This is a genomic window from Granulosicoccus antarcticus IMCC3135 (assembly GCF_002215215.1).
GTDB classification, from domain to species: Bacteria; Pseudomonadota; Gammaproteobacteria; order Granulosicoccales; family Granulosicoccaceae; genus Granulosicoccus; species Granulosicoccus antarcticus.
The window spans coordinates 3,902,789-3,921,731 of the sequence record NZ_CP018632.1 but is presented as its reverse complement, the minus strand read 5'-3'; the positions used below and the strand labels follow the sequence as shown (position 1 = coordinate 3,921,731).

The following is an 18,943-nucleotide window of genomic DNA, read 5'->3' as shown; positions in this document are numbered from 1 at the left end:
AACCGTGACTGGAGTATCGAAATGCATGGACCGAACGTCATTGAGATATGCCGTGAACCCTCATCGTAGTATGTTGTATATCTTGAAATACTCGCTATCGATTTGAGGACAGTTCGTCTTCAAATCGATAACCAGACCGCCATCCAGGAGGATCATCATGAAAATCAGCATTGACATCGACTGTACACCCGAAGAAGCACGTCAGTTTCTCGGCCTGCCAGACATCAAGCCCATGCAGGATGCATGGCTGGCAGAAATGAAAAAGAAAATGCTGGCGGATATGGAAAACTTTACACCAGCGACTCTTGTAGAAAGCTGGATGGCAACCGGCACAGCCAATAATACTGACTGGCTTACAAAAGCCTTCGAATCGATGACACAGGCTGCTGCTCCCCCGACGCGTAAAAAGTGATCTACAAAAGCCTGGAAGCCTGGAAAACTACAGGATACCCAACGAAAAAAAACATGGACGGTATCAGAGGCTCAGAGTCTGCTCCCAAGTGGTTGGGATAATCTCCAGTCGCTCGCTGGCAATGTGCAGCAAGCGCTCAACTCCCATCGTTAGCTTATTAAAGGTACCCAGATTTCCGGGTGTAGGCCTGCAGGAAAGTACGAGCCATAGCCATACTGCACCATTGGTCAGGTACGCGGGAGCCCCGAGTGTATCGATCTGTTGATCGTATCGAACAGCGCCGTCGGTGCACTGCGCATGCTGGCCAATTTGAGTGGTTTTGCCACCTACAGGCCGCTATTCGACTGGGTAGCCACCATTGTGGCCTATATACTGTAGTCATAGCATTAATCAAAGTTAAGAGGGTTTATGGGCTGCCCCCCGGCCGTGCTCCGCCCGCCTTCTGAGCTCTCTTGTCGTTCGCTGCAAAACAACAGCTTCGAAGAATGTACTATATTCCCCCTTCTCCACCATTATCCCTGTAGGCATTGGCAATGATTTTCGACAAGCTGATTCAACAGATCGACTCCATTGATCAGCAAGCCAGAAACGATACTGCTCGCGCAGTGAATGTCGGGCTGACGCTTCGCAACTGGGCAATCGGCTTTTATATCAGTTACTACGAACTGGAGGGTGAGGATCGTGCAACCTATGGCGAACACCTGATTGATAGTCTTGCGAGCGGCCTTAAACAACGCCAAGTAAAAAGCTGCGATCGGCGACAATTGTATCGGTACCTCGACTTTTTCAAGCGCTATCCGCAGATTGTGGGGACACTGTCCCCATCATTGGCCGCGATGCTCCCTGCCGATGCGACAATCGGCTCATCTGACAGAATGTTGCAGAGTGTGGAGACAGCGTCCCCACTATTGCAGGTACCCGCTGAGATGTTGGTTGCCAGGCTCTCGTACAGCCACTTCGAATTGCTACTCGCACTGAACGACCCTCTCCAACGTGCATTTTACGAAGTGGAATGTCTGCGTGGGGGGTGGTCTGTTCGTGAGTTGAAGCGCCAGATCGGCAGTGTCAGCTATGAGCGGACTGCACTGTCCAGGGATAAAGAAGCGCTCAGACAACACGTCAAATCGCTTGCAGAAACTGAAAAACCGGAGCTGATACTGCGCGATCCAGTGGTATTTGAGTTCCTTGGCATTCGGGCTCAGGACACCATGCTTGAATCGGACCTTGAACATGCTCTGCTTGATAAGCTCGAACCATTCTTGCTGGAGCTTGGTCGAGGGTTTTGTTTTGAAGCACGACAGAAACGTATCCTGATAGGCGGTGAGTACTTTTTCGTCGACTTGGTTTTCTACCACCGAATACTCAAATGCCACATTTTGGTGGAACTAAGGGGTCGTGAAACAATTAACTATACTTTTCAGTCGCCCCTGCATCCTGCCCTTCTGCGTTGTTTGTCGGTTGAATAGCCCGCTATTCGCCCTCCTCACGCCTTGCCGGGCAGGCGCAGGACCAACCGAAAAGTATAGTTAATTATTTCACGACCCCTAAAAACAGAGCCCTTCAATCATGAAAACCTCGGGCAGCTCAATACCTATCTGAACTGGTTTGCCGAGAACGAACGCAGTGAAGGCGATAATTTGCCTATCGGCCTTTTACTGTGCACCGGCAAAAATGAAGCGCTTGTCCGGTATGCAACCGCCGGGATGGATAATCAGTTGTTTGTTTCGCGTTATCAGGTGGCATTGCCTGATAAAGAACAGATAGCTTCATTCATTGCAACACAGCTGAGGAATGTGACGAAATAATTTTTGGTTGGCCGGGACACACCACATGGCATTGCCATTAAAGCGTTGAGTTGATCCAGGCGTCTGATTGTAACTGCTGGGACAGCCTTTGGAGGCCTCCCATACCTATGGGCTATTTCCAATCAATTCGGATAGACAACAAATATGGTTTCGGCAAAATAGAATACAAATATCCGTAGAAATATGATTAGTACGGATTTTATGGACATATCTCCTGTCGGGTCTATACTGCTTGGTATACCCATAGATTGATGGTAAACGATGGCCAAAAACGGTCAAGCCAAGGTGCTGTCCAATGACGAACTCAGCGCCGTACTCGATGAGATCGAACATCATCGTTACCCTGCCAAGAATGCCCTGATCATCCAGATCAGCTTCAAGCTTGGGCTTCGTGCCCAGGAGATGGCCTTGTTGCGTATTCGTGAAGTCGCTGCCTTAAGCGATGAGTTCGCGCGAGGTTACAAGATCAAGGACGTTTTGGTACTGCCGAAAAGCTTCACCAAAGGCGCTCGTGCGATGGCTGCCGTCGGCAACAAAACCAATGAACGTACCAGCGTGCGGTTTACCGTGGCTGAATTTGATCGGCTAGTCGCGCAGATCGCCAAAGATGCCAGGCGACGCGAAACGCTCACTGCCGCTGACTACTATCCGCCCATGAAGAAGCCCGGTGGCCTGACACGAGAGCTGCCACTGGCGGACTCTGCTCTGCTGGAGGCAATCTCACGGTACTTGGACGAGCGCATGGCGCTGAAGAAGCCCCTGAGACCCAATGATCCGCTGTTACTGTCCCAGAAAGGTGGTTTCTACAGCCCGAATACGCTGCAGGATCATATGGCCACGATGCTGCGTGAGTGGTCCGGTATCGACCGTGCCAGTAGTCATTCCGGGCGTCGCACATTGGCTACCAACTTACTCCACGATCAGGGTGAGCATCTCGAAACCGTTCAAAAAGTACTTGGGCACAAATCAGCCGCAACCACCACCATCTATCAGGATGTCACTGAACAGGAAGTGCGCCAAGTACTTAAGAAAGCCGGTGAAAGCTATGATCTCTAGCGTACTATCTCAAGTAGTCTGTGCATGTCAGTATTGATCTTGCACGCTCTACTTTCTCTAGTCTTTCCTCTGCGTATTTTTTCCAGAGGTGAGGCATCAGATTGCGATTGTGCCAAAGAATCTCTCGATAAGGTTCAACCATGATGAACTGGTAGGATTGAGGTGGAGAGCCGGCATGAAGCCCTGTAGACACAAACCTCACGAGACCTGCACCGGATGGATTTTTCAGATATCGAAGATAAGAAGCACTGGATGGTTTATCAGACACCCCACTACGACATTCCTCTGCAAGACATCGATACACTCAGGGTGGTGACCACGAAGCAGGGCAAGAGAAGTCCGAGAGAAGGCGATATTGTTTGGCTGTGGGGCAAGGTTGGCTCGGTGCCAAGCAAGGGTTTCCACGTTCGATCATGCTTCATCGCCGGTAACAATTCAGGCGGTACCATTAACGCTCAAAATGACGTTGGTGTTCTATTCCAAAAAATGCCGCTGTTGGACAAACAAAATTGGTTCCAGCTACTTAAGGCGATGCAGCCGTGGGCACACGGCCCTATCCTTCTTAATTTGCGGCATGAAAATGTTAACAAAGCGAGGAACTATTCTGAAATTCAGGAAGGCTTGGTGGCACTGCTGCAGAGCCATCCTGACTTCAGCACATCGGACTCGTCCGAAAAGGAGGTAATTGAGGACCAACAAGAGATTAGCAACGACCCGGATCTCAGTCAGACGGAAAAAGAGCAATTGATCAGTGCACGGGTCGGACAAGGCGCTTTCCGAAAGGATGTGCTTTCTATCTGGAATGGCTGTTGCGCAGCGACACTCTCTTCAGAGCAGACGATGATCACTGCATCGCACATCGTTCCATGGCGCCGCTGTAAGTCGAACGGACAACGGCTTGATCCAGCTAACGGAATACCGCTTTGCGCGAGTCTGGACAGACTGTTCGACCAAGGCCGGATCACATTCAAGCGTTCCGGCACCGGTCAGGATTTCTACTTGCTCGCATCCTCTCAACTTGAAGATACGATGAAAACGCTGGAAAAAGCAGGGTTGACTGGAGGCAAGAGCCCTCAAGATCATGGAATACGCTTCCCTAAGAAAGGTGCTGAACTGGAGAGGTTTGCGGAACATTTGGCTATTCACGCCGTCGAGACATTCAAACCCTAGCTGGCAGAGTCATTATGGATGAAGTGAATAAATAGTACCAAGCTTGGCGATATCGAAGATTTCGTGCGCTGTCTTAAGCATGCCGGCCAGCTCTCGTAATCGGTGTTGCTCAGCGTCCTTCAGGCTGTCCAGATTGTCAAATATCCGATATTGGGATATATCGTATATATGAGCTTTTTCACGCTCCCTCTTCGTTCATACGAGTCGCAACAGTGACGGCTGGGCCCTATATTGACCACTATTCCGGCAATGCTCCCGCACTCTTAGAACTCTCCTGAAATATCCCGAGTGAGCATGATGGACAAAGACCGCTCGCCCCTTTATAGGTACTGTTCGGTTGAGTCAGCTGTTCTTTGTTTTGGAAGCAATAACTCGCGCGATTCGGTGCGCCTCCTCAACAAAATCCTTTGCGTAGAATGAAGGAAAGTCGAAATCATTTGCGTGAGCAGCTTCGTTTCGTAGATGCCTCAGTTCTCGATACCTTAAAATTACTCCTTCGATTGGAGTTCGCGCTTTGTCTGGCAAGCGATCAAGACCTAGCGCGAGAGTATTCTTACTAGCACCGACGGACTCGATGTAGTCGCGAGCAGCTGATTCAACGGCGATCCAGGATTCGAGTACCGCTGCGCGCGGAGACAGCTCAGCTAACGAGTAAAGCGCAGCCAATTTGTCGTCTTCCGGCTCCGCTGCTGGCGTCGAACCTCCGTCGATGAGAGAGAGGTCGTCAGCATTATCGGGACTCCTGCCGAAGGCTTCTTTGAAATCCGCCTCTATCCCACCAAATTTCAATGAACTAATGCGGGCGAGGATTTGTAGAAGCGGCGCCTTTAGCAAAAATAGCGAAACGGCAAGTAGTCCTGGCCATGCCAGTGAATCGATAGTAGAGGCGAAAAATTCTAACCAATCCATCTTTGATACACTCGGTGAAAAATATACTAAACTGCGAGAACGTAGCACATCTACCATCGCGCACCTTGAGATTACAGTCCATCTTCTGCCCTACAACCAGATACGGTTACTGACGAATGAAGCGACTACAGTTTGCGGACGCGAACCCGTTCGATCAGATTTCGACACATCGTGCAGCTATGGAGTGCATGGTCACTAAGCGGCTGCCAACTGAACCCAGGAGTAGGGTCAATTGCTGGTCGCCGTGTAGGCAATCGCCCGGGGCGCAAAGAACCTCGAGCAAAGAAAAGACGACCAAAACCGAGGCATTTGTAGGACACACCGCGATCAGCAGCACGCACTTGCGCTCATAGATACGCTCAATAATGGCTTAATCGAGTGCCATTGGGCTCTGCCCTGCTCTTTCTCTCTATTCATTGGTTATACTATTAATCACAGTTAAGAGGGTTTGTGGGCTACCAACCCCGGCCGTGCTCCCCGCCTTCTGAGCTCACTTGGAATGTGTCTAAGTGTCTTGAACTACGACCAATCCGACCTCGTAGTGGACCGTCAAGATGATTGAAATTGCATCTGCAGTTATTCACGGACTCTACCCAAATTAGCTGATAGAGCGGTGTGCCCTGCTGTATACCCACAATTCTCTATTATCTTCCAGGCTCTTGCAGTGAGCACTGGCTATGACAACGACGACTACTTGCAATAGAGGTTGGAGTGCGTGCTGTGGTAATCATGGCAGCGTGCTAGCCGCAAGTAACAAATTCGTCGTTCGGTATAAGTCGCAAAGTGCTTGACTCCGAACGCTGTGCTAGCCAGAGCATTCGCCAGCATTCCGGCCAAAAAAGAAATTCATTCAGGTTTCGTCGCGACCAGTGTTCCAAAAGGTTGATGTCCGTACAGGACTCCATCTTCTTTGCGACGAATATATTCACTTGCGAGCGCATCCGCAAGCTCCTCGCCTATGAGTCCACGCTCCACCATCTGTTTGGTACCCATCTTTATCCATCCCAACCCACCATCTGTATCGGTTATAGTGCGACTGTCGACTCGAAACTCATCAATCTTGAAGCCAACTGAAGTAGCTATTCTCCGTATATTTGATATCAAATAGGGTTGGGTGACGAAGTTCTGTACAAAGTACTTTGCGCAAGCATTTAGAGGATCACCCTCAAAATTACCCAGGAAGGATTTTTCGAAGTCAGCATCGCAGATAACTAACTTACCGCCTGCCTTCAGGACGCGCATCGCTTCGATCAGCAGGATTTTCGGCTCGGGAACATGGCTCAGAACCGTGTGCATTACGACACTGTCAATCGAACCCGCCGCGAATCGCAGCGCTGATCCATCACCTACTTCGAATTCTATATTGGACAAGTCGTCAGCCAGTTCCCGTGCACTCACTATCAGCTTCTCTGAAGGGTCGATAGCTATGATCCTCCCGCTATTGGCCCTCGCCGCCATGCGGCGTGCGATCGGACCAGTACCGGCACCGACTTCGATGTGAGTTGCACCGTCAAGCCAATTCAAGCGATCAAGGTACTGCTCAACTATAGGGATCATATGATCCTCTGCCGCACGGCTCTCCAAAGCTGCGACAACAATGGCCACGAATTCGGAATCTGTAGAATCGACGTCCTGGAATGGATCGGTCATGGCAGATCTCTCAATTATTGACGGGGATTTCGCACAATGTACTCTGTTGTCCTTTCATCAACCAAGTGCTTCTATTCAACTTTACAACAAACCAAACACGTTCAACGTTCGCTTTAAAGATCAAGCGGACGTTGTTATATTGAGGATATTATTGTTAGACGTCTGTGCTAGCAAAATGCAGGAGCCAATAGATGCAGAATAGAGCATTGGTTCTTGTATAGAAAACATGTATAGAGCTAGGGATTTATCGCAGATTAGAATCACCCTCGTGGGTTTTTCAGTAACTGTCAAACCCAATAGACAACTTCATAAGTGACATATTTTTGGTAATAACCCTTTCTCAACACCACTTCCGACCATACCTCGTCAATCTATTGCCAGTAGATAAATACTGATAACTGTGTACGATCGTTATTGCGTCCATTGATAATTCATGTCGAAGAGACAATGAGGCGCAGTCAATGAACATACAGGAGCATATAAAGTGAAATATATTGCATCTAGATTGTTTTTGATCTATGTATTTTCTGTCGGTGTTGTTCTAGCTGATGGTCCACCCAAGTTTTTTACAGATTCGCTGCCAGAACATGCCATGGCAAAAATACTGGAAAGTTATGGCGCACTTCAGGGTGAAGGTTCTTCGCTAGATCCAAAAACAAGAGAACTGATTGCACTTGCAGTAGCTGCACAAATCCCCTGTCCCTATTGTGTATATGCACACAGAAATAATGCAATAAAGCTGGGTGCGACCGAATCCGAGTTAAGAGAAGCAGCCGCAACAGCAGGGTATGTTCGGATGTTGAGTACTATTTTCCAAGCTGCTGAAATCGATCTCGATGAGTTCAAGTCAGAGCATGACGAATTACGAGAGGCGTCCAAATAACATTAATATTTCGTTTTTAAGTTAGAGCGAAATTTATTATAAATTTACATTGTTTTCGTGCGGCTTTAAGCATATTGCGTCAATCCGATGCAGTTGTTTAACGTTAGCATGAAGCTGACCGCTGCGCCTCATATGCAACCGCGAATACCTCAGAACGCGCATGAGGCGTAACTTTTGCTTATGCTGGATGCTGTCCGGCTAGGTCCGCTATGAGGACAATCCAGCCGTACATGCCACAAGAGGCAGACGCCTCTACTGCCCTACTTTGTCTCTCGATACATTGGTTGTGCAATTAATCACAATTAGTAGGGTTTGTGCGCTGACTATCAACCTGCCCGTCTAGTCAATATAGCGGTCATACACCAAATATCCGATATTCCAATATATCGGATATTTGGTCTGTTTTACGCTCCCTCTCCGGTGATGCTAGCCGCTAACATGGCAACCCCACCTATTAGCTATTTGCTACAGCCTCCTCCGTGTCGCGCTGCTAACGTCAATTCCGAATTGACGATGCTCAATCGCAACTTCCCGGGGTATTGTATACGACGCTCAATACCCGCGCATAGTTGCCGGGGAGCTAGTGCATTATAAAACAACCCTGCTCATCACTTCTGTTCAGGGTTCCAGGTTAGTTTGTTACCGATCCTCTGATTCGCGTGACACAGACTCAATCAACTGATAGGAAGGAATGGCCGTGTAGAAAGACGCGACGCCAGTCCTGATTTGACGGTCCGATCTGACGCCGCATCCCCAACCGTGTTTTCACACAGCCAAGTGAAGTATCGCACTTCATTAGGTTTCAATCCAGAGCTACCCGGCAGGGATTGCCGATGGACGACCTGGACACTGCACGGCGCTACCACTGCGCTCGTTGCCACCAACCGGTCATTATCTGCCGCCACTGTGATCGAGGCAATATCTACTGCTTCGATGGATGCGCCCAGGCTGCAAATAAAGAACGCTGCAAACGAAACGCAAAACGCTACCGACGCAGTCCTAAAGGCAGGCGTAGCACTGCCGCCCGTCAACGTCGTAACCGGTTGCGTAAAGCAATGCTTGAATCGGATCTCGAGTCGAGCAAACAACCCCCGCTCACGCTAAAGCCACCTGACTCAGAACCGAGTGCAACACCCTGCGATTCACCCATAGTAACGCACCGGGGTTCCGTCGAGGAGTCCGGCAGTGCTCCACTGATATCCAGGCCAACACAGTCTCGTTTTGTTTACTGCAACGGGTGTCAACGTGCCTGCAATGAGGCTATGAGAATCGATTTCCTGCGAACAACACGACATCACTCTCGACATCGGAATTACAAAGGGACACCACCATGACGATTCATGCTGAGTTGCATAGCCAGATTCTACGGCTTCACTTTGTCGAGCACTGGGGTGTCAATACCATCGCCCGCCAGCTGCATATTCATCACAGCGTGGTTGAACGTGTACTGAGCCAGGTTGGTGTGCCACAATCTGAGCGAACCGAGTCACGATCGATACGCGATCCCTACAACGACTTCATCGTAGCCACGCTGGACAAGTTCCCCGATCTGACCGCTACTCGCCTATATGTGATGGCATGTAATCGCGGGTATAACGGGTGTTCCAGTCACTTTCGTGCTCGCGTGGCGGAGCTGCGTCCCCGGAAAAATCCGGAGGCCTTCCAGCGTCTCAAGACTTTTCCAGGAGAACAAATGCAATGTGACTGGGGCTCATTCGGTCATCTGCAAATCGGCCGGGCCAAGCGTCCGTTGATGGCCTTTGTGATGGTGCTTTCCTGGAGCCGCATGATCTTCGTACGCTTCTATCTTAACGCACGCATGGAGAGTTTTCTGCGGGGACATGTTGCTGCCTTCGAGCATCTCGGCGTTGCTCGAGTTGTATTGTACGACAACCTGAAATCGGCTGTCATTCAACGCCACGGTGATGCGATCACATTCAATCCCGAACTGCTAAAACTCTCGGCACACTATCGTTTCGAACCGCGCCCCTGCGCACCGTACAGGGGGAATGAGAAGGGCCGAGTTGAAAGAGGAGTTCGTTTTATACGCGAGAATTTCTTTGCGGCCCGTGACTTCCGTGATCTGGATGATCTGAATAGACAGGCCGACCAATGGTGCACTGAGCACAGTACCCAACGCCCTTGCCAGGCGGATACATCAATCACGGTCGGTGAAGCGTTTGAAAAGGAGAAGGAGCACCTGATTGCATTACCGGACAATCCGTATCCAGCCGATGATCGGGTCAGTGTGTCCATCGGAAAAACACCGTACGCACGCTACGATCTCAACGATTATAGCTTGCCACACACTCATGTGCGTCGCGTGCTGACAGTACTTGCCTCGATGGGCACGGTGCGAATCACTGATGGTGCCAAGGTGATTGCCAGCCATGTTCGCAGTTATGGTAAAGGCGAACAGATTGAAGATCCTGCGCATCTGCAGGCACTCGTTAACTACAAGCGTCGGGGGCGTGCACACCGCGGCCAGGATCGGCTTTCGCAGTCTGCACCGAGCAGTACTGCACTACTGACACAAGGCGCCAAGCGTGGCTACCGGCCTAGCCAGGTGGTTGCCCAGCTACTGAACCTGCTGGACAGCTACGGGGCACAGGAGCTTGAACACGCCATTGCAGAGGCATTGAGACAACAGGTTCCACATCCCAATGCTGTGCGCATTGTGCTTGAACGACGGCGTGATGAGCACAACCGTCCACCACCACTGATCGTACCCTTGCCAGCTAACGCACGCGCTAATCACATTGTCGTGCGCCCGGGCTCATTGGATTGCTATGACCAGTTGAGCGACAACGACAACGACAACGACAACGACAATAGCGTGCCGGGAGAGACAGATGACGACTCCATTAAATAGTGAATTACAACAACGCGCCCTGGCCTTGAAACTTCATGGCCTTCTAGCACATTGGGATGAACTCTCAAAGGATCAGATTGCCTGGATCCCCTCTTTGCTGCAGTGGGAAGAGGTAGAACGAACACAGCGCGGCCTTGAACGACGTCTAAGCAGCGCTCACATTGGGCGCTTCAAGCCACTGGCAGACTTCGACTGGCAATGGCCTGAACAATGCGACAAAGGCGCCATCTCGGAGCTGATGAATCTGGAGTTTATTCACGAGACAAGCAATATCATACTGATCGGTTCAAATGGCTTGGGCAAATCCACTGTGGCTCAAAACATCACGCATGAAGCGGTGATGCAAGGTCATACCGCGTTGTATGTCAATGCTGCCGAAATGCTTGGAGATCTGGCATCACAGGATGGTGATAACGCGTTGCGACGCCGGCTCAGATATTACGCTCACCCCTCATTGCTGGTCATTGATGAGTTGGGCTATCTGTCCTATGGCGATCGACATGCGGATCTTCTATTTGAGATCGTCAACCGTCGCTACGAGAAGAAGCCGATCATTGTTACTACCAACAAACCGTTTAGCGAATGGGCATCCATGTTCCCCAACAACGGCAGTGTGGTCTCCATTGTTGATCGACTGGTGCATCATTCAGAAATACTGGTGATCAAGGGTGAATCGTATCGAGTCCATGAGGCCAAAAAAAGAGCAGCTTCAAAGAAAGGGACCCGAGCCAAAGTGACAAGAACGCCCAAACCAAAAGGCAAAGACTCATGAACTCACGTTGTGTTGATGTGGCCTTCTACTGGACGCCAGAGGAAGCTGCCGCCATTGTTGATTATCTTGACCGTTTGCGCGATACGGTTTGGGAGCTCTACAGCGAGGACATCATAGAGTGCCGCACGCCGGAGCTTGATGAGCAATGTGATCCACGCCAGCGGCATCTTTGTTTTGACGATGAAATAGACCGAATGGCAGGGGATGATAAACAGGAATCGACCTCATGTAACCAGTCCGGTAGAACCTCACAAGAGCCGGGTGTGATGAACGACAAAACCAAACTATGGGACGCACTGCCATCAATCGACGCTCTGTCCTCACTGAGTGACGAGGATATCGGTGAAATGCATAATTTGCTCCGTGCGCTATTGCACGCCTGCGAAGAACTCTACAAGGATCCGATAAGGCGCATGGGCGAACAAAGACATCAAGAACTTCACCCCCCGTGGAAGCGTGGCCTGTCCCGATCGTCAATGCCCAACTGGGACGACGAGGACTTCTAACAAAGACATGCTTTTCTAGCATCTGGATCCTGCGGGGTCCAGTGTCAGGCAGTCTCATTTATTGAAAAACTCTCCGGCAAATAGCCGCGCTTTTGATCCAGCAAAGACAGGTATGAAGCCCAGTGGAGCGAGAAGTTGCGCTAAGCGCTACAGGCCCCTTTTTCTGTACATCTAGCGCAACCTACTTAGGGCTGTGCTTCACAGCCGCAATAAGAACCCTCGTTTTTCGGACAACTCAAATGTCCGAATATTCAGTGGATTTGGCTCTGAGAACCGCAAGGAAACTCATTCCGATAATCTACGCAAGAAAACCCCCACACTATTTACTTTTCCGGACATCCAACATTTATCGCTTAGCGCAACTTCTCGCTCCGCTGGGCTTCATACCCCGCAACCCCCTAAAAATTAACCCTATCGCCGCCTTTTAGCTTCAACATTTCCCTAGCTTCATCTGGCGTTGCAATTTCAAGCCCCTGCCCTTCAAGGATTTGGCGAACCATACGTACCTGAACCGCACTGCTCTCAGCCAATTTGCCAGGACCTGCCCAAAGGGAATCCTCGAGACCGACTCGCACGTTTCCACCCATAGACGCCGCCATAGCCGCGATCCGCAACTGATGGCTGCCTGCCCCCAGTACCGACCAACGGTAATCGTCACCGAACAGCCGGTCTGCCGTGCGCTTCATGTGCGAAACATCTTCGGGATGAGTGCCGATTCCTCCAAGAATACCGAAAACAGACTGCACGAAGAAAGGTGCCTTGATAACACCGCGATCGGCAAGATGGGCTAACGTATACAAATGGCCAATGTCATAACATTCAACCTCAAAACGTGTTTCGTTGCTTGCACATTCGGTGAGGATATACTCCATATCAGTGAAGGTGTTTTTGAAGAACCGAGAGCGCGATCCTTCTAGATAGTCGATTTCCCACTGGTGCTTGAAATCCTTGTAGCGATCAAGCATCGGGAACAAGCCAAAATTCATGGTTCCCATATTCAACGATGCGACCTCCGGCTTAAACTTGATCGCAGGTTTAGCTCGTTCCTCCACGGTCATGGTCATAGCCCCGCCAGTGGTCAGATTCAGGACCGCGTCAGTCGCCTGTTTGATGACTCCCAGAAATGGCTCATAAGCTTCAATCGATTGATCAGGCTCGCCGGTTTCATTGTTCCGTGCATGCAGGTGTACGATCGCGGCGCCGGCCTCTGCCGCCTCAATAGCAGCAGTGGCGATCTCGGAACCGGTAATAGGCAGGTGCGGCGACATAGACGGGGTGTGTATCGACCCTGTCACCGCACAGGTAATAATGACTTTTTTCTTGTTGGTAGGCATATCTGGGGCTCCTCAGCCGAATGTCGTTTGCATAATTATAGTTTCGCAGGGGTACATCATTCATCCCCGTAGGCTTTTGCGGTATTAAGATGTGCAGCGAGCGCACCTAAGCGCTCATCGCGCCAAGCGCTCTTGCTTAACACATGGTCAGCAGTAGGCCTTTCGCCCCAGCTGTCTGCGACGCGTTGACAATTTTCTGGCCCCCAGATATCAGCTGTCACAGCCGATTCAGATAGGCCATGTAGCATCTTGGAGTAACGTGCGCAATAGTCGGCAATTCCATTCGGTGCGTTCAACTCAATTGTTTCCATCGGTCCCATGAATGCCCAACGTCGACCCAGCCCGTCCTTTATAGTTTTGTCTAAATCGGCAGCACTGACGTAGCCCTCTCCTATAAGTCGAAAGGCCTCAGCCAGCAACACGGACTGCATGCGGTTAAGTATGAATCCATCGATTTCTTTGCGAACCTCTACAGCGGACTGACCGACACTTTCGTAGAACTGCCGAGCGCGAACCATGACATCAGGGCTAGTCCACGGAGCACCGCACAGCTCTACGATGGGCACCACATGCGGTGGGTTTACTGGGTGAGCGACAAGGCAGCGGACTCTGCCCGGCAGCTCGCTGGTAAAGCGAGAGGCGACTAGCGCGGATGTGGAAGAGGCAAGAATTGTTGCAGGGTCAGCCAAGGAGTCCAGTTCCCGATACATTGCAATTTTAATATCGATCTGTTCGGGTCCGCTTTCCTGCACCAGGTCAGCACCATTCAAAGTATCTTGTAAGGATCTGCCGACTCGCAGGTTTTCAGCGGCCGCTGCAGCATCGTTCACCAGGCCATGTGGCACCAAGTCATCGAGTGATCGACGGATAAGCGCTGGTGCTGCGGCAAGTGCTTGTGGGTTCGCGTCCCAAAGAGCAACCGACCAACCCGCGCGGGCAAAGACGTTTGCCCAAGCACGTCCTATCAATCCAACACCAACGATTCCAACTCTCGGCATGTCTATTTCCTCTATTTCTCAAGCGTCATTGTCTTGAACTTCAATTCTTAAACATCATTGCAGACTACCAATCCACCGCGATATATTTCTTTTCCAGATACTCGAGCATGCCCTCGTGACCACCCTCTCGGCCCAGCCCGCTTTGCTTGGTCCCACCGAAAGGCGCGGCTGGGTCAGATACTAAACCGCGATTCAGTCCTACCATGCCAGCCTCTATTTGTTCACAGACTCTTAAGCCCTGCGCAAGATCCTGAGTGTACACATAGGCTACCAATCCATACTCGGTATTGTTCGCAGCAGCGATTGCCTGCTCCTCTGTATCAAAGGATACAAGCGGCACGACAGGTCCGAAGATCTCTTCATGCAGGCACTTGGCGTCGCTAGGGGTATTCACAATAATAGTTGGTGGGTAGAAGTAACCTTGCCGCTTCTCTTTCTGCCCGCCCAGCATCAGTTCAGCGCCTTTTTCAACTGCATCCTGGACGAGCTCGTTAATCCGCTCGACTGCATCGGCATTGATCATTGGACCGCATTCAGTATCCTCACTCTCACCAGCGCCCAGTCTCATTGCGCCCATTCTATCGTTGAGCTTTTTGGCGAAAGCTTCATACACACCACTTTGCACATAGATGCGATTGGCCGCTGTGCAGGCCTCGCCACCGTTACGCATTTTGGCGATCATCAAGCCATCGACAGCCTTATTCAGATCGGCATCATCGAATACAATATAGGGTGCGTTCCCACCCAGTTCCATCGAGCAGTTCATCACTGACTCGGACGCTTTCTTGAGAAGGATACGGCCCACTTCTGTGGAGCCTGTAAAAGAAATTTTTCGTACACGCGGATCATCCATAATGGCGCTGACCACCTTTCCAGAGCTCGAGGTCGTGATGACGTTGACGACACCATCGGGCACCCCCGCTTCGGCCATTAACGCAGCGATTGCATAGGCGGTTAGCGGTGTTTCGGTCGCAGGCTTCAACACGCATGTGCACCCTGCAGCCAATGCAGGACCGATTTTGCGTGTGGCCATAGCTGCTGGAAAATTCCATGGCGTCACTAACAGCGCGATACCAACTGGCTGATGCTGCACTAGCATGCGATTTGTGCCGCTGGGTGCGATTGCAAAGTCACCAATGATGCGAACCGCTTCTTCAGAGTACCAGCGGAAAAACTCGGCGGCATAACCGACTTCACCACGCGAGTCATTGAGTGACTTGCCGTTCTCAAGTGAAATAAGCCTTGCGTAGAACTCTTTGTCGCGCATCATCAAGTCGTAGCATTTGCGCAGAATATCTGCTCGATGTCGGGGACTGGTTTGCGCCCAGTCTGCTGCTGCATCTGCTGCTGCATCAACGGCCTTCAGGCCATCCTCGACTGTAGCGTCAGCCACTGCCGTCAGTTTCTCCTCAGTGGATGGATTGATCACGTCGATACGGTTTCCACCCGAAGCTGCTAACCAAGCCCCTCCGATAAACAGGTCCGTCTTCATGTCTGTTCTCTCGAGTCGCATCAGAAATTTCCTTTGTTAATCATTCAAGCTCCGGCAAAAGCCGCCGCGATAATTTTTGAAACACCGGCGTGATCAAGCAACTCCGGATTATTGTTGATCAACCGAGCAGCACTCATCGATTGTGTCGCTACCCACTCCAATCGATCTGCAGGTACACCGAGCTCTGCAAGTGTCACAGGAATTTTTATCTCCGAAAAAAGCATGGTGACTCTATCAATCGCGTCGTTCGCCAAAGCTTGTGTGCTACCAGAATCAGCCCCCATCGCGCGCGCAACCTCGGCGAAAGCATTCTGCCGAGAAGCCAGATTGAATCGCATCACGTAGGGCATTAAAGTAGCCACGCCCAACCCGTGTGGTGTGTTGGTAATTGCGCCTATGGGGTATTGGATTGCATGAGCCGCAGCAGTGCCAGCCGACCCAAAGGCAAGGCCTGCAAACAAGGCGCCGAGCATCAGGCGGGTGCGCGCCTCAAGGTCGCTGCCTTCTCTGACAGCATTAGCCAACGAGGCAGAAATTTCTCGAATTGCATTGAGCGCGTAATAGTCGCTCAGAATATTTTTGCCGACAAACACGCGTTCGCCAGAGATTGATGGCGTAGGCTCATGAGCAACGGCGGTAAAAGCCTCAATTGCATGGGTAAGGGCATCGGCCCCTGCCACGGCGGTAAGTGAGGTAGGGCAGCTCAGTGTCAGCTCGGGGTCGCAAATGGCTGAGTGTGGTATCAGAAAAGGACTAGATACGCCGACTTTCAGGTCTCGCGAATTGTCGGCCACCACAGCAACTGGTGTCACCTCTGACCCTGTGCCCGAGGTAGTCGGTACTGCAATGACCGGAATAACAGGGCCAGGTACTTTGAATTCACCGTAGTAATCCGACAACCCACCCTTGTGAGTTAGCAAGAGTGCAACGAATTTAGCCATATCCAGACAACTACCTCCGCCCACCCCAATCACCGAGTCCGCTTTTGAGTTTGCGTGAGTTTGAGCACAGGCCATAATGCTCTCAATAGGTAACTCCGGTAACGTGCTAGAGAACACCTTGACCTCGACGCCTGCATCTTTAAGTGAGGCCAGTGCATCACGCATTTCCTCGCTATCCGCGAATCGTTCATCGGTGCAGACCAAGGTCTTCGTACCATGCTGACGTGCAACACGTCCCAAAGCGTGACGCTGGCCCACACCGAAAAGAATACTGCTTGGTGCCCGCGTTACACCTAAGTGATAGTTCATCTGTTTACTCCTCAACATTAATCGCACATTTGGGTTTTAAATTTGTAAAAATATCAAACATCCGATCCGATCGTATCTAGATATAAAGAATAGTATATTTCTACTCCGTCACAGTCAAGCTAAAACTGTTGAGTTACTGGCGAGGGCTGGTTGTGCTATTAACGTCCACCACTGACATCAACTATCGTACTGGTGACGTACGATGCAGCATCGGATAACAACCATAGAATACTGGCGGCGACTTCATTCGCAGTGCCATAGCGTCCCATCGGAACGGTTGGCCCCAACTCTCTAACCCGATCAGGCTGACCTTGCGAGGCATGCATATCCGTATCGATCAGCCCGGGCCTGACAGCATTAACACGGATACCCTGCGCAGCCACCTCGATGGCCAGGCCTTTGGTGAAAACATCTATCGCCCCCTTGGTTGCCGCGTAGTCCACCGCCCCGTTTGGCGCACCCAAACGGGCTGCCACTGATGACATGTTCACGATTGCGCCGCCGCTACCGCCGTGCTTTAGCGACATGCGCAGAACGGCTTCACGGGCGCAGGCAAAGGTGCCAATGACATTCACATCGAACAGATGTCGAACCCGCTCGACAGACATGTTTTCAACCAGGCAAACCGTATCAACCATACCCGCGTTGTTAACTAACGCCCTCAGATTGCCAAGCTGATTGTCGATGGCTTGAAACATTTTGATGACGTCATTATCTTTCGACACATCAGCGCGAACTGTCATGGCACGCTGTCCAGTTGCGCGCACAAGCTTCGCAACCTCTTCCGCAGCGGCCTCATTGGCGGTAAAGTTGATTGCCACATCATATCCAACTTGCGCGGCTAAAACGGCTGTGGCGGCGCCAATGCCGCGACTGCCACCCGTTATAAGAACAGTTTTATCCAATTCAGAATCCCTCTTTTACGTTATAGCAGCGCTACTAATCAATAAAAGCGTTGCTCACCGGACTGCTTGCGCATGGAACAAGCACACATTTGCATCAATAGTACATCCGATCGGATCACGGCTGGCCGAAAAGAGCGTATCCTTGTATATTCTCCTGCACATTGAATGAAGGATTATAAAAGAAATCTTATGTCAGAAAAAGTCGGGAAATCTGCCGTGAAACTTTCGCCGGTGCCGCGCAGAGCATCACTGGCCGAGACGGTCTATGAGAAAATTCTTGCGCTAATAATTTCGCCCAAGACCCCTCCAGGCAGCCGCCTGTCAGTGGATGCTCTCGGGCGTGATCTTAAGGTGTCTCAAACTCCAATTCGGCAAGCACTGGTTAGATTACAGGCACAAGGATTGGTGGTGAAGGCACAGAACGTTGGTTATTCAACAGCGCCGCTGCCTTCGGCTAAAGTCTACAAGGATATTTTCCAATTCAGATTACTTGTTGAGCCCGAAGTTGCGCGTATGGCAGCTGAGAACATGAGCAAGAAAGACGTCAGCAAGCTGGAAGTTTTGATGGCTAGAATGGAAGACCCTGTTCAAAAAGAGCTCAATCTGCGCTATGGTCAGTTCGCGGTGGATGACGGGAAATTTCACATGTGGATCGCAGAGAAAGCGGGCAATAGCATTACCACCCATGCACTTGAGCAACTACATACACACACTCATTTGTTTCGGTTGCGCAATCACCACACTGTAACCGAAGAGGCAATCGTGGAGCACCGTGCAATATTTAACGCCGTAATAAAGAGAAAGGCTCTTCTCGCTAGAGATGCAATGTTCAATCATATAGAAGCCTCCTTCAAGCGCATGGTCCCCTACTTTGGGGAGTGATGCAAAAAGAAACACCAATGTCTCGGCTTAGCCAGAAGCTCGACACC

The 18,943-nt window shown here is 50.8% G+C and carries 17 protein-coding genes; 10 read left to right on the top strand and 7 right to left on the bottom strand.

What is annotated here, in order from left to right; all coding sequences use genetic code 11:
• Positions 1-157: 157 nt before the first annotated feature.
• From IMCC3135_RS16955 to IMCC3135_RS16935, 5 genes are all read left to right on the top strand, one after another.
• Positions 158-412: a DUF6489 family protein gene (locus tag IMCC3135_RS16955; protein ID WP_088918690.1), complete on the top strand. Its 255-nt coding sequence runs from the start codon at positions 158-160 to the stop codon at positions 410-412.
• A 533-nt stretch (positions 413-945) separates the two neighbouring features.
• Entirely contained in the window at positions 946-1,878 is a 933-nt protein-coding gene (locus IMCC3135_RS16950) for a PDDEXK nuclease domain-containing protein (RefSeq protein WP_088918689.1), read from the top strand.
• A 63-nt stretch (positions 1,879-1,941) separates the two neighbouring features.
• Positions 1,942-2,217, top strand: coding sequence for a PDDEXK nuclease domain-containing protein (locus IMCC3135_RS35560; RefSeq protein ID WP_088918688.1), 276 nt, complete (start codon positions 1,942-1,944; stop codon positions 2,215-2,217).
• Between the two features lie 261 nt (positions 2,218-2,478).
• The gene (locus IMCC3135_RS16940) at positions 2,479-3,273 is read left to right on the top strand and encodes a tyrosine-type recombinase/integrase (protein ID WP_088918687.1); all 795 of its coding nucleotides are present in this window, start codon (positions 2,479-2,481) and stop codon (positions 3,271-3,273) included.
• Between the two features lie 216 nt (positions 3,274-3,489).
• Positions 3,490-4,443, top strand: coding sequence for an HNH endonuclease (locus IMCC3135_RS16935; RefSeq protein WP_088918686.1), 954 nt, complete (start codon positions 3,490-3,492; stop codon positions 4,441-4,443).
• A gap of 342 nt (positions 4,444-4,785) precedes the next feature.
• Here IMCC3135_RS16935 and IMCC3135_RS16930 read toward each other — a convergent pair whose 3' ends face one another.
• Both IMCC3135_RS16930 and IMCC3135_RS16925 read right to left on the bottom strand, forming a co-directional pair.
• Positions 4,786-5,352 carry a hypothetical protein gene (locus IMCC3135_RS16930; RefSeq protein ID WP_088918685.1) on the bottom strand — a complete coding sequence of 189 codons (567 nt, stop codon included), beginning with the start codon at positions 5,350-5,352 and terminating at the stop codon, positions 4,786-4,788.
• An 846-nt stretch (positions 5,353-6,198) separates the two neighbouring features.
• Positions 6,199-7,002 carry a methyltransferase domain-containing protein gene (locus IMCC3135_RS16925; protein WP_088918684.1) on the bottom strand — a complete coding sequence of 268 codons (804 nt, stop codon included), beginning with the start codon at positions 7,000-7,002 and terminating at the stop codon, positions 6,199-6,201.
• Between the two features lie 484 nt (positions 7,003-7,486).
• Here IMCC3135_RS16925 and IMCC3135_RS16915 point away from each other — a divergent pair, with 484 nt between their 5' ends.
• The 4 genes from IMCC3135_RS16915 (at position 7,487) to IMCC3135_RS16900 (ending at position 12,035) form a co-directional block, all read left to right on the top strand.
• Positions 7,487-7,885, top strand: coding sequence for a carboxymuconolactone decarboxylase family protein (locus IMCC3135_RS16915; protein ID WP_088918682.1), 399 nt, complete (start codon positions 7,487-7,489; stop codon positions 7,883-7,885).
• A gap of 1,330 nt (positions 7,886-9,215) precedes the next feature.
• Positions 9,216-10,757: an IS21 family transposase gene (gene istA, locus IMCC3135_RS16910; protein ID WP_088917075.1), complete on the top strand. Its 1,542-nt coding sequence runs from the start codon at positions 9,216-9,218 to the stop codon at positions 10,755-10,757.
• Positions 10,738-11,529: an IS21-like element helper ATPase IstB gene (gene istB / locus IMCC3135_RS16905; protein ID WP_088917074.1), complete on the top strand. Its 792-nt coding sequence runs from the start codon at positions 10,738-10,740 to the stop codon at positions 11,527-11,529. The genes istA and istB overlap by 20 nt, the downstream gene beginning before the upstream one ends.
• Positions 11,526-12,035, top strand: coding sequence for a hypothetical protein (locus IMCC3135_RS16900; protein WP_088917073.1), 510 nt, complete (start codon positions 11,526-11,528; stop codon positions 12,033-12,035). The genes istB and IMCC3135_RS16900 overlap by 4 nt, the downstream gene beginning before the upstream one ends.
• Before the next feature lie 398 nt (positions 12,036-12,433).
• On the opposite strand, the gene kce is transcribed toward IMCC3135_RS16900, so the two are convergent.
• From kce to IMCC3135_RS16875, 5 genes are all read right to left on the bottom strand, one after another.
• Entirely contained in the window at positions 12,434-13,369 is a 936-nt protein-coding gene (gene kce / locus IMCC3135_RS16895) for a 3,5-dioxohexanoate:acetyl-CoA acetone transferase (RefSeq protein WP_088918681.1), read from the bottom strand.
• A gap of 56 nt (positions 13,370-13,425) precedes the next feature.
• Complete coding sequence (locus tag IMCC3135_RS16890) at positions 13,426-14,367, bottom strand: 3-hydroxyacyl-CoA dehydrogenase (RefSeq protein WP_088918680.1); 942 nt, start codon at positions 14,365-14,367, stop codon at positions 13,426-13,428.
• A 64-nt stretch (positions 14,368-14,431) separates the two neighbouring features.
• A complete protein-coding gene (locus IMCC3135_RS16885; protein WP_088918679.1) occupies positions 14,432-15,880 on the bottom strand; it encodes an NAD-dependent succinate-semialdehyde dehydrogenase in 1,449 nt (482 codons plus the stop codon).
• 23 nt (positions 15,881-15,903) lie between these two features.
• Positions 15,904-17,109 (bottom strand): iron-containing alcohol dehydrogenase, encoded by a 1,206-nt coding sequence (locus tag IMCC3135_RS16880; protein ID WP_088918678.1) that lies wholly within the window; start codon positions 17,107-17,109, stop codon positions 15,904-15,906.
• Positions 17,110-17,267: 158 nt separating this feature from the next.
• Entirely contained in the window at positions 17,268-18,014 is a 747-nt protein-coding gene (locus tag IMCC3135_RS16875) for an SDR family oxidoreductase (protein ID WP_088918677.1), read from the bottom strand.
• Positions 18,015-18,203: 189 nt separating this feature from the next.
• Here IMCC3135_RS16875 and IMCC3135_RS16870 point away from each other — a divergent pair, with 189 nt between their 5' ends.
• Complete coding sequence (locus IMCC3135_RS16870; RefSeq protein ID WP_169727476.1) at positions 18,204-18,896, top strand: GntR family transcriptional regulator; 693 nt, start codon at positions 18,204-18,206, stop codon at positions 18,894-18,896.
• Positions 18,897-18,943 lie beyond the last annotated feature (47 nt).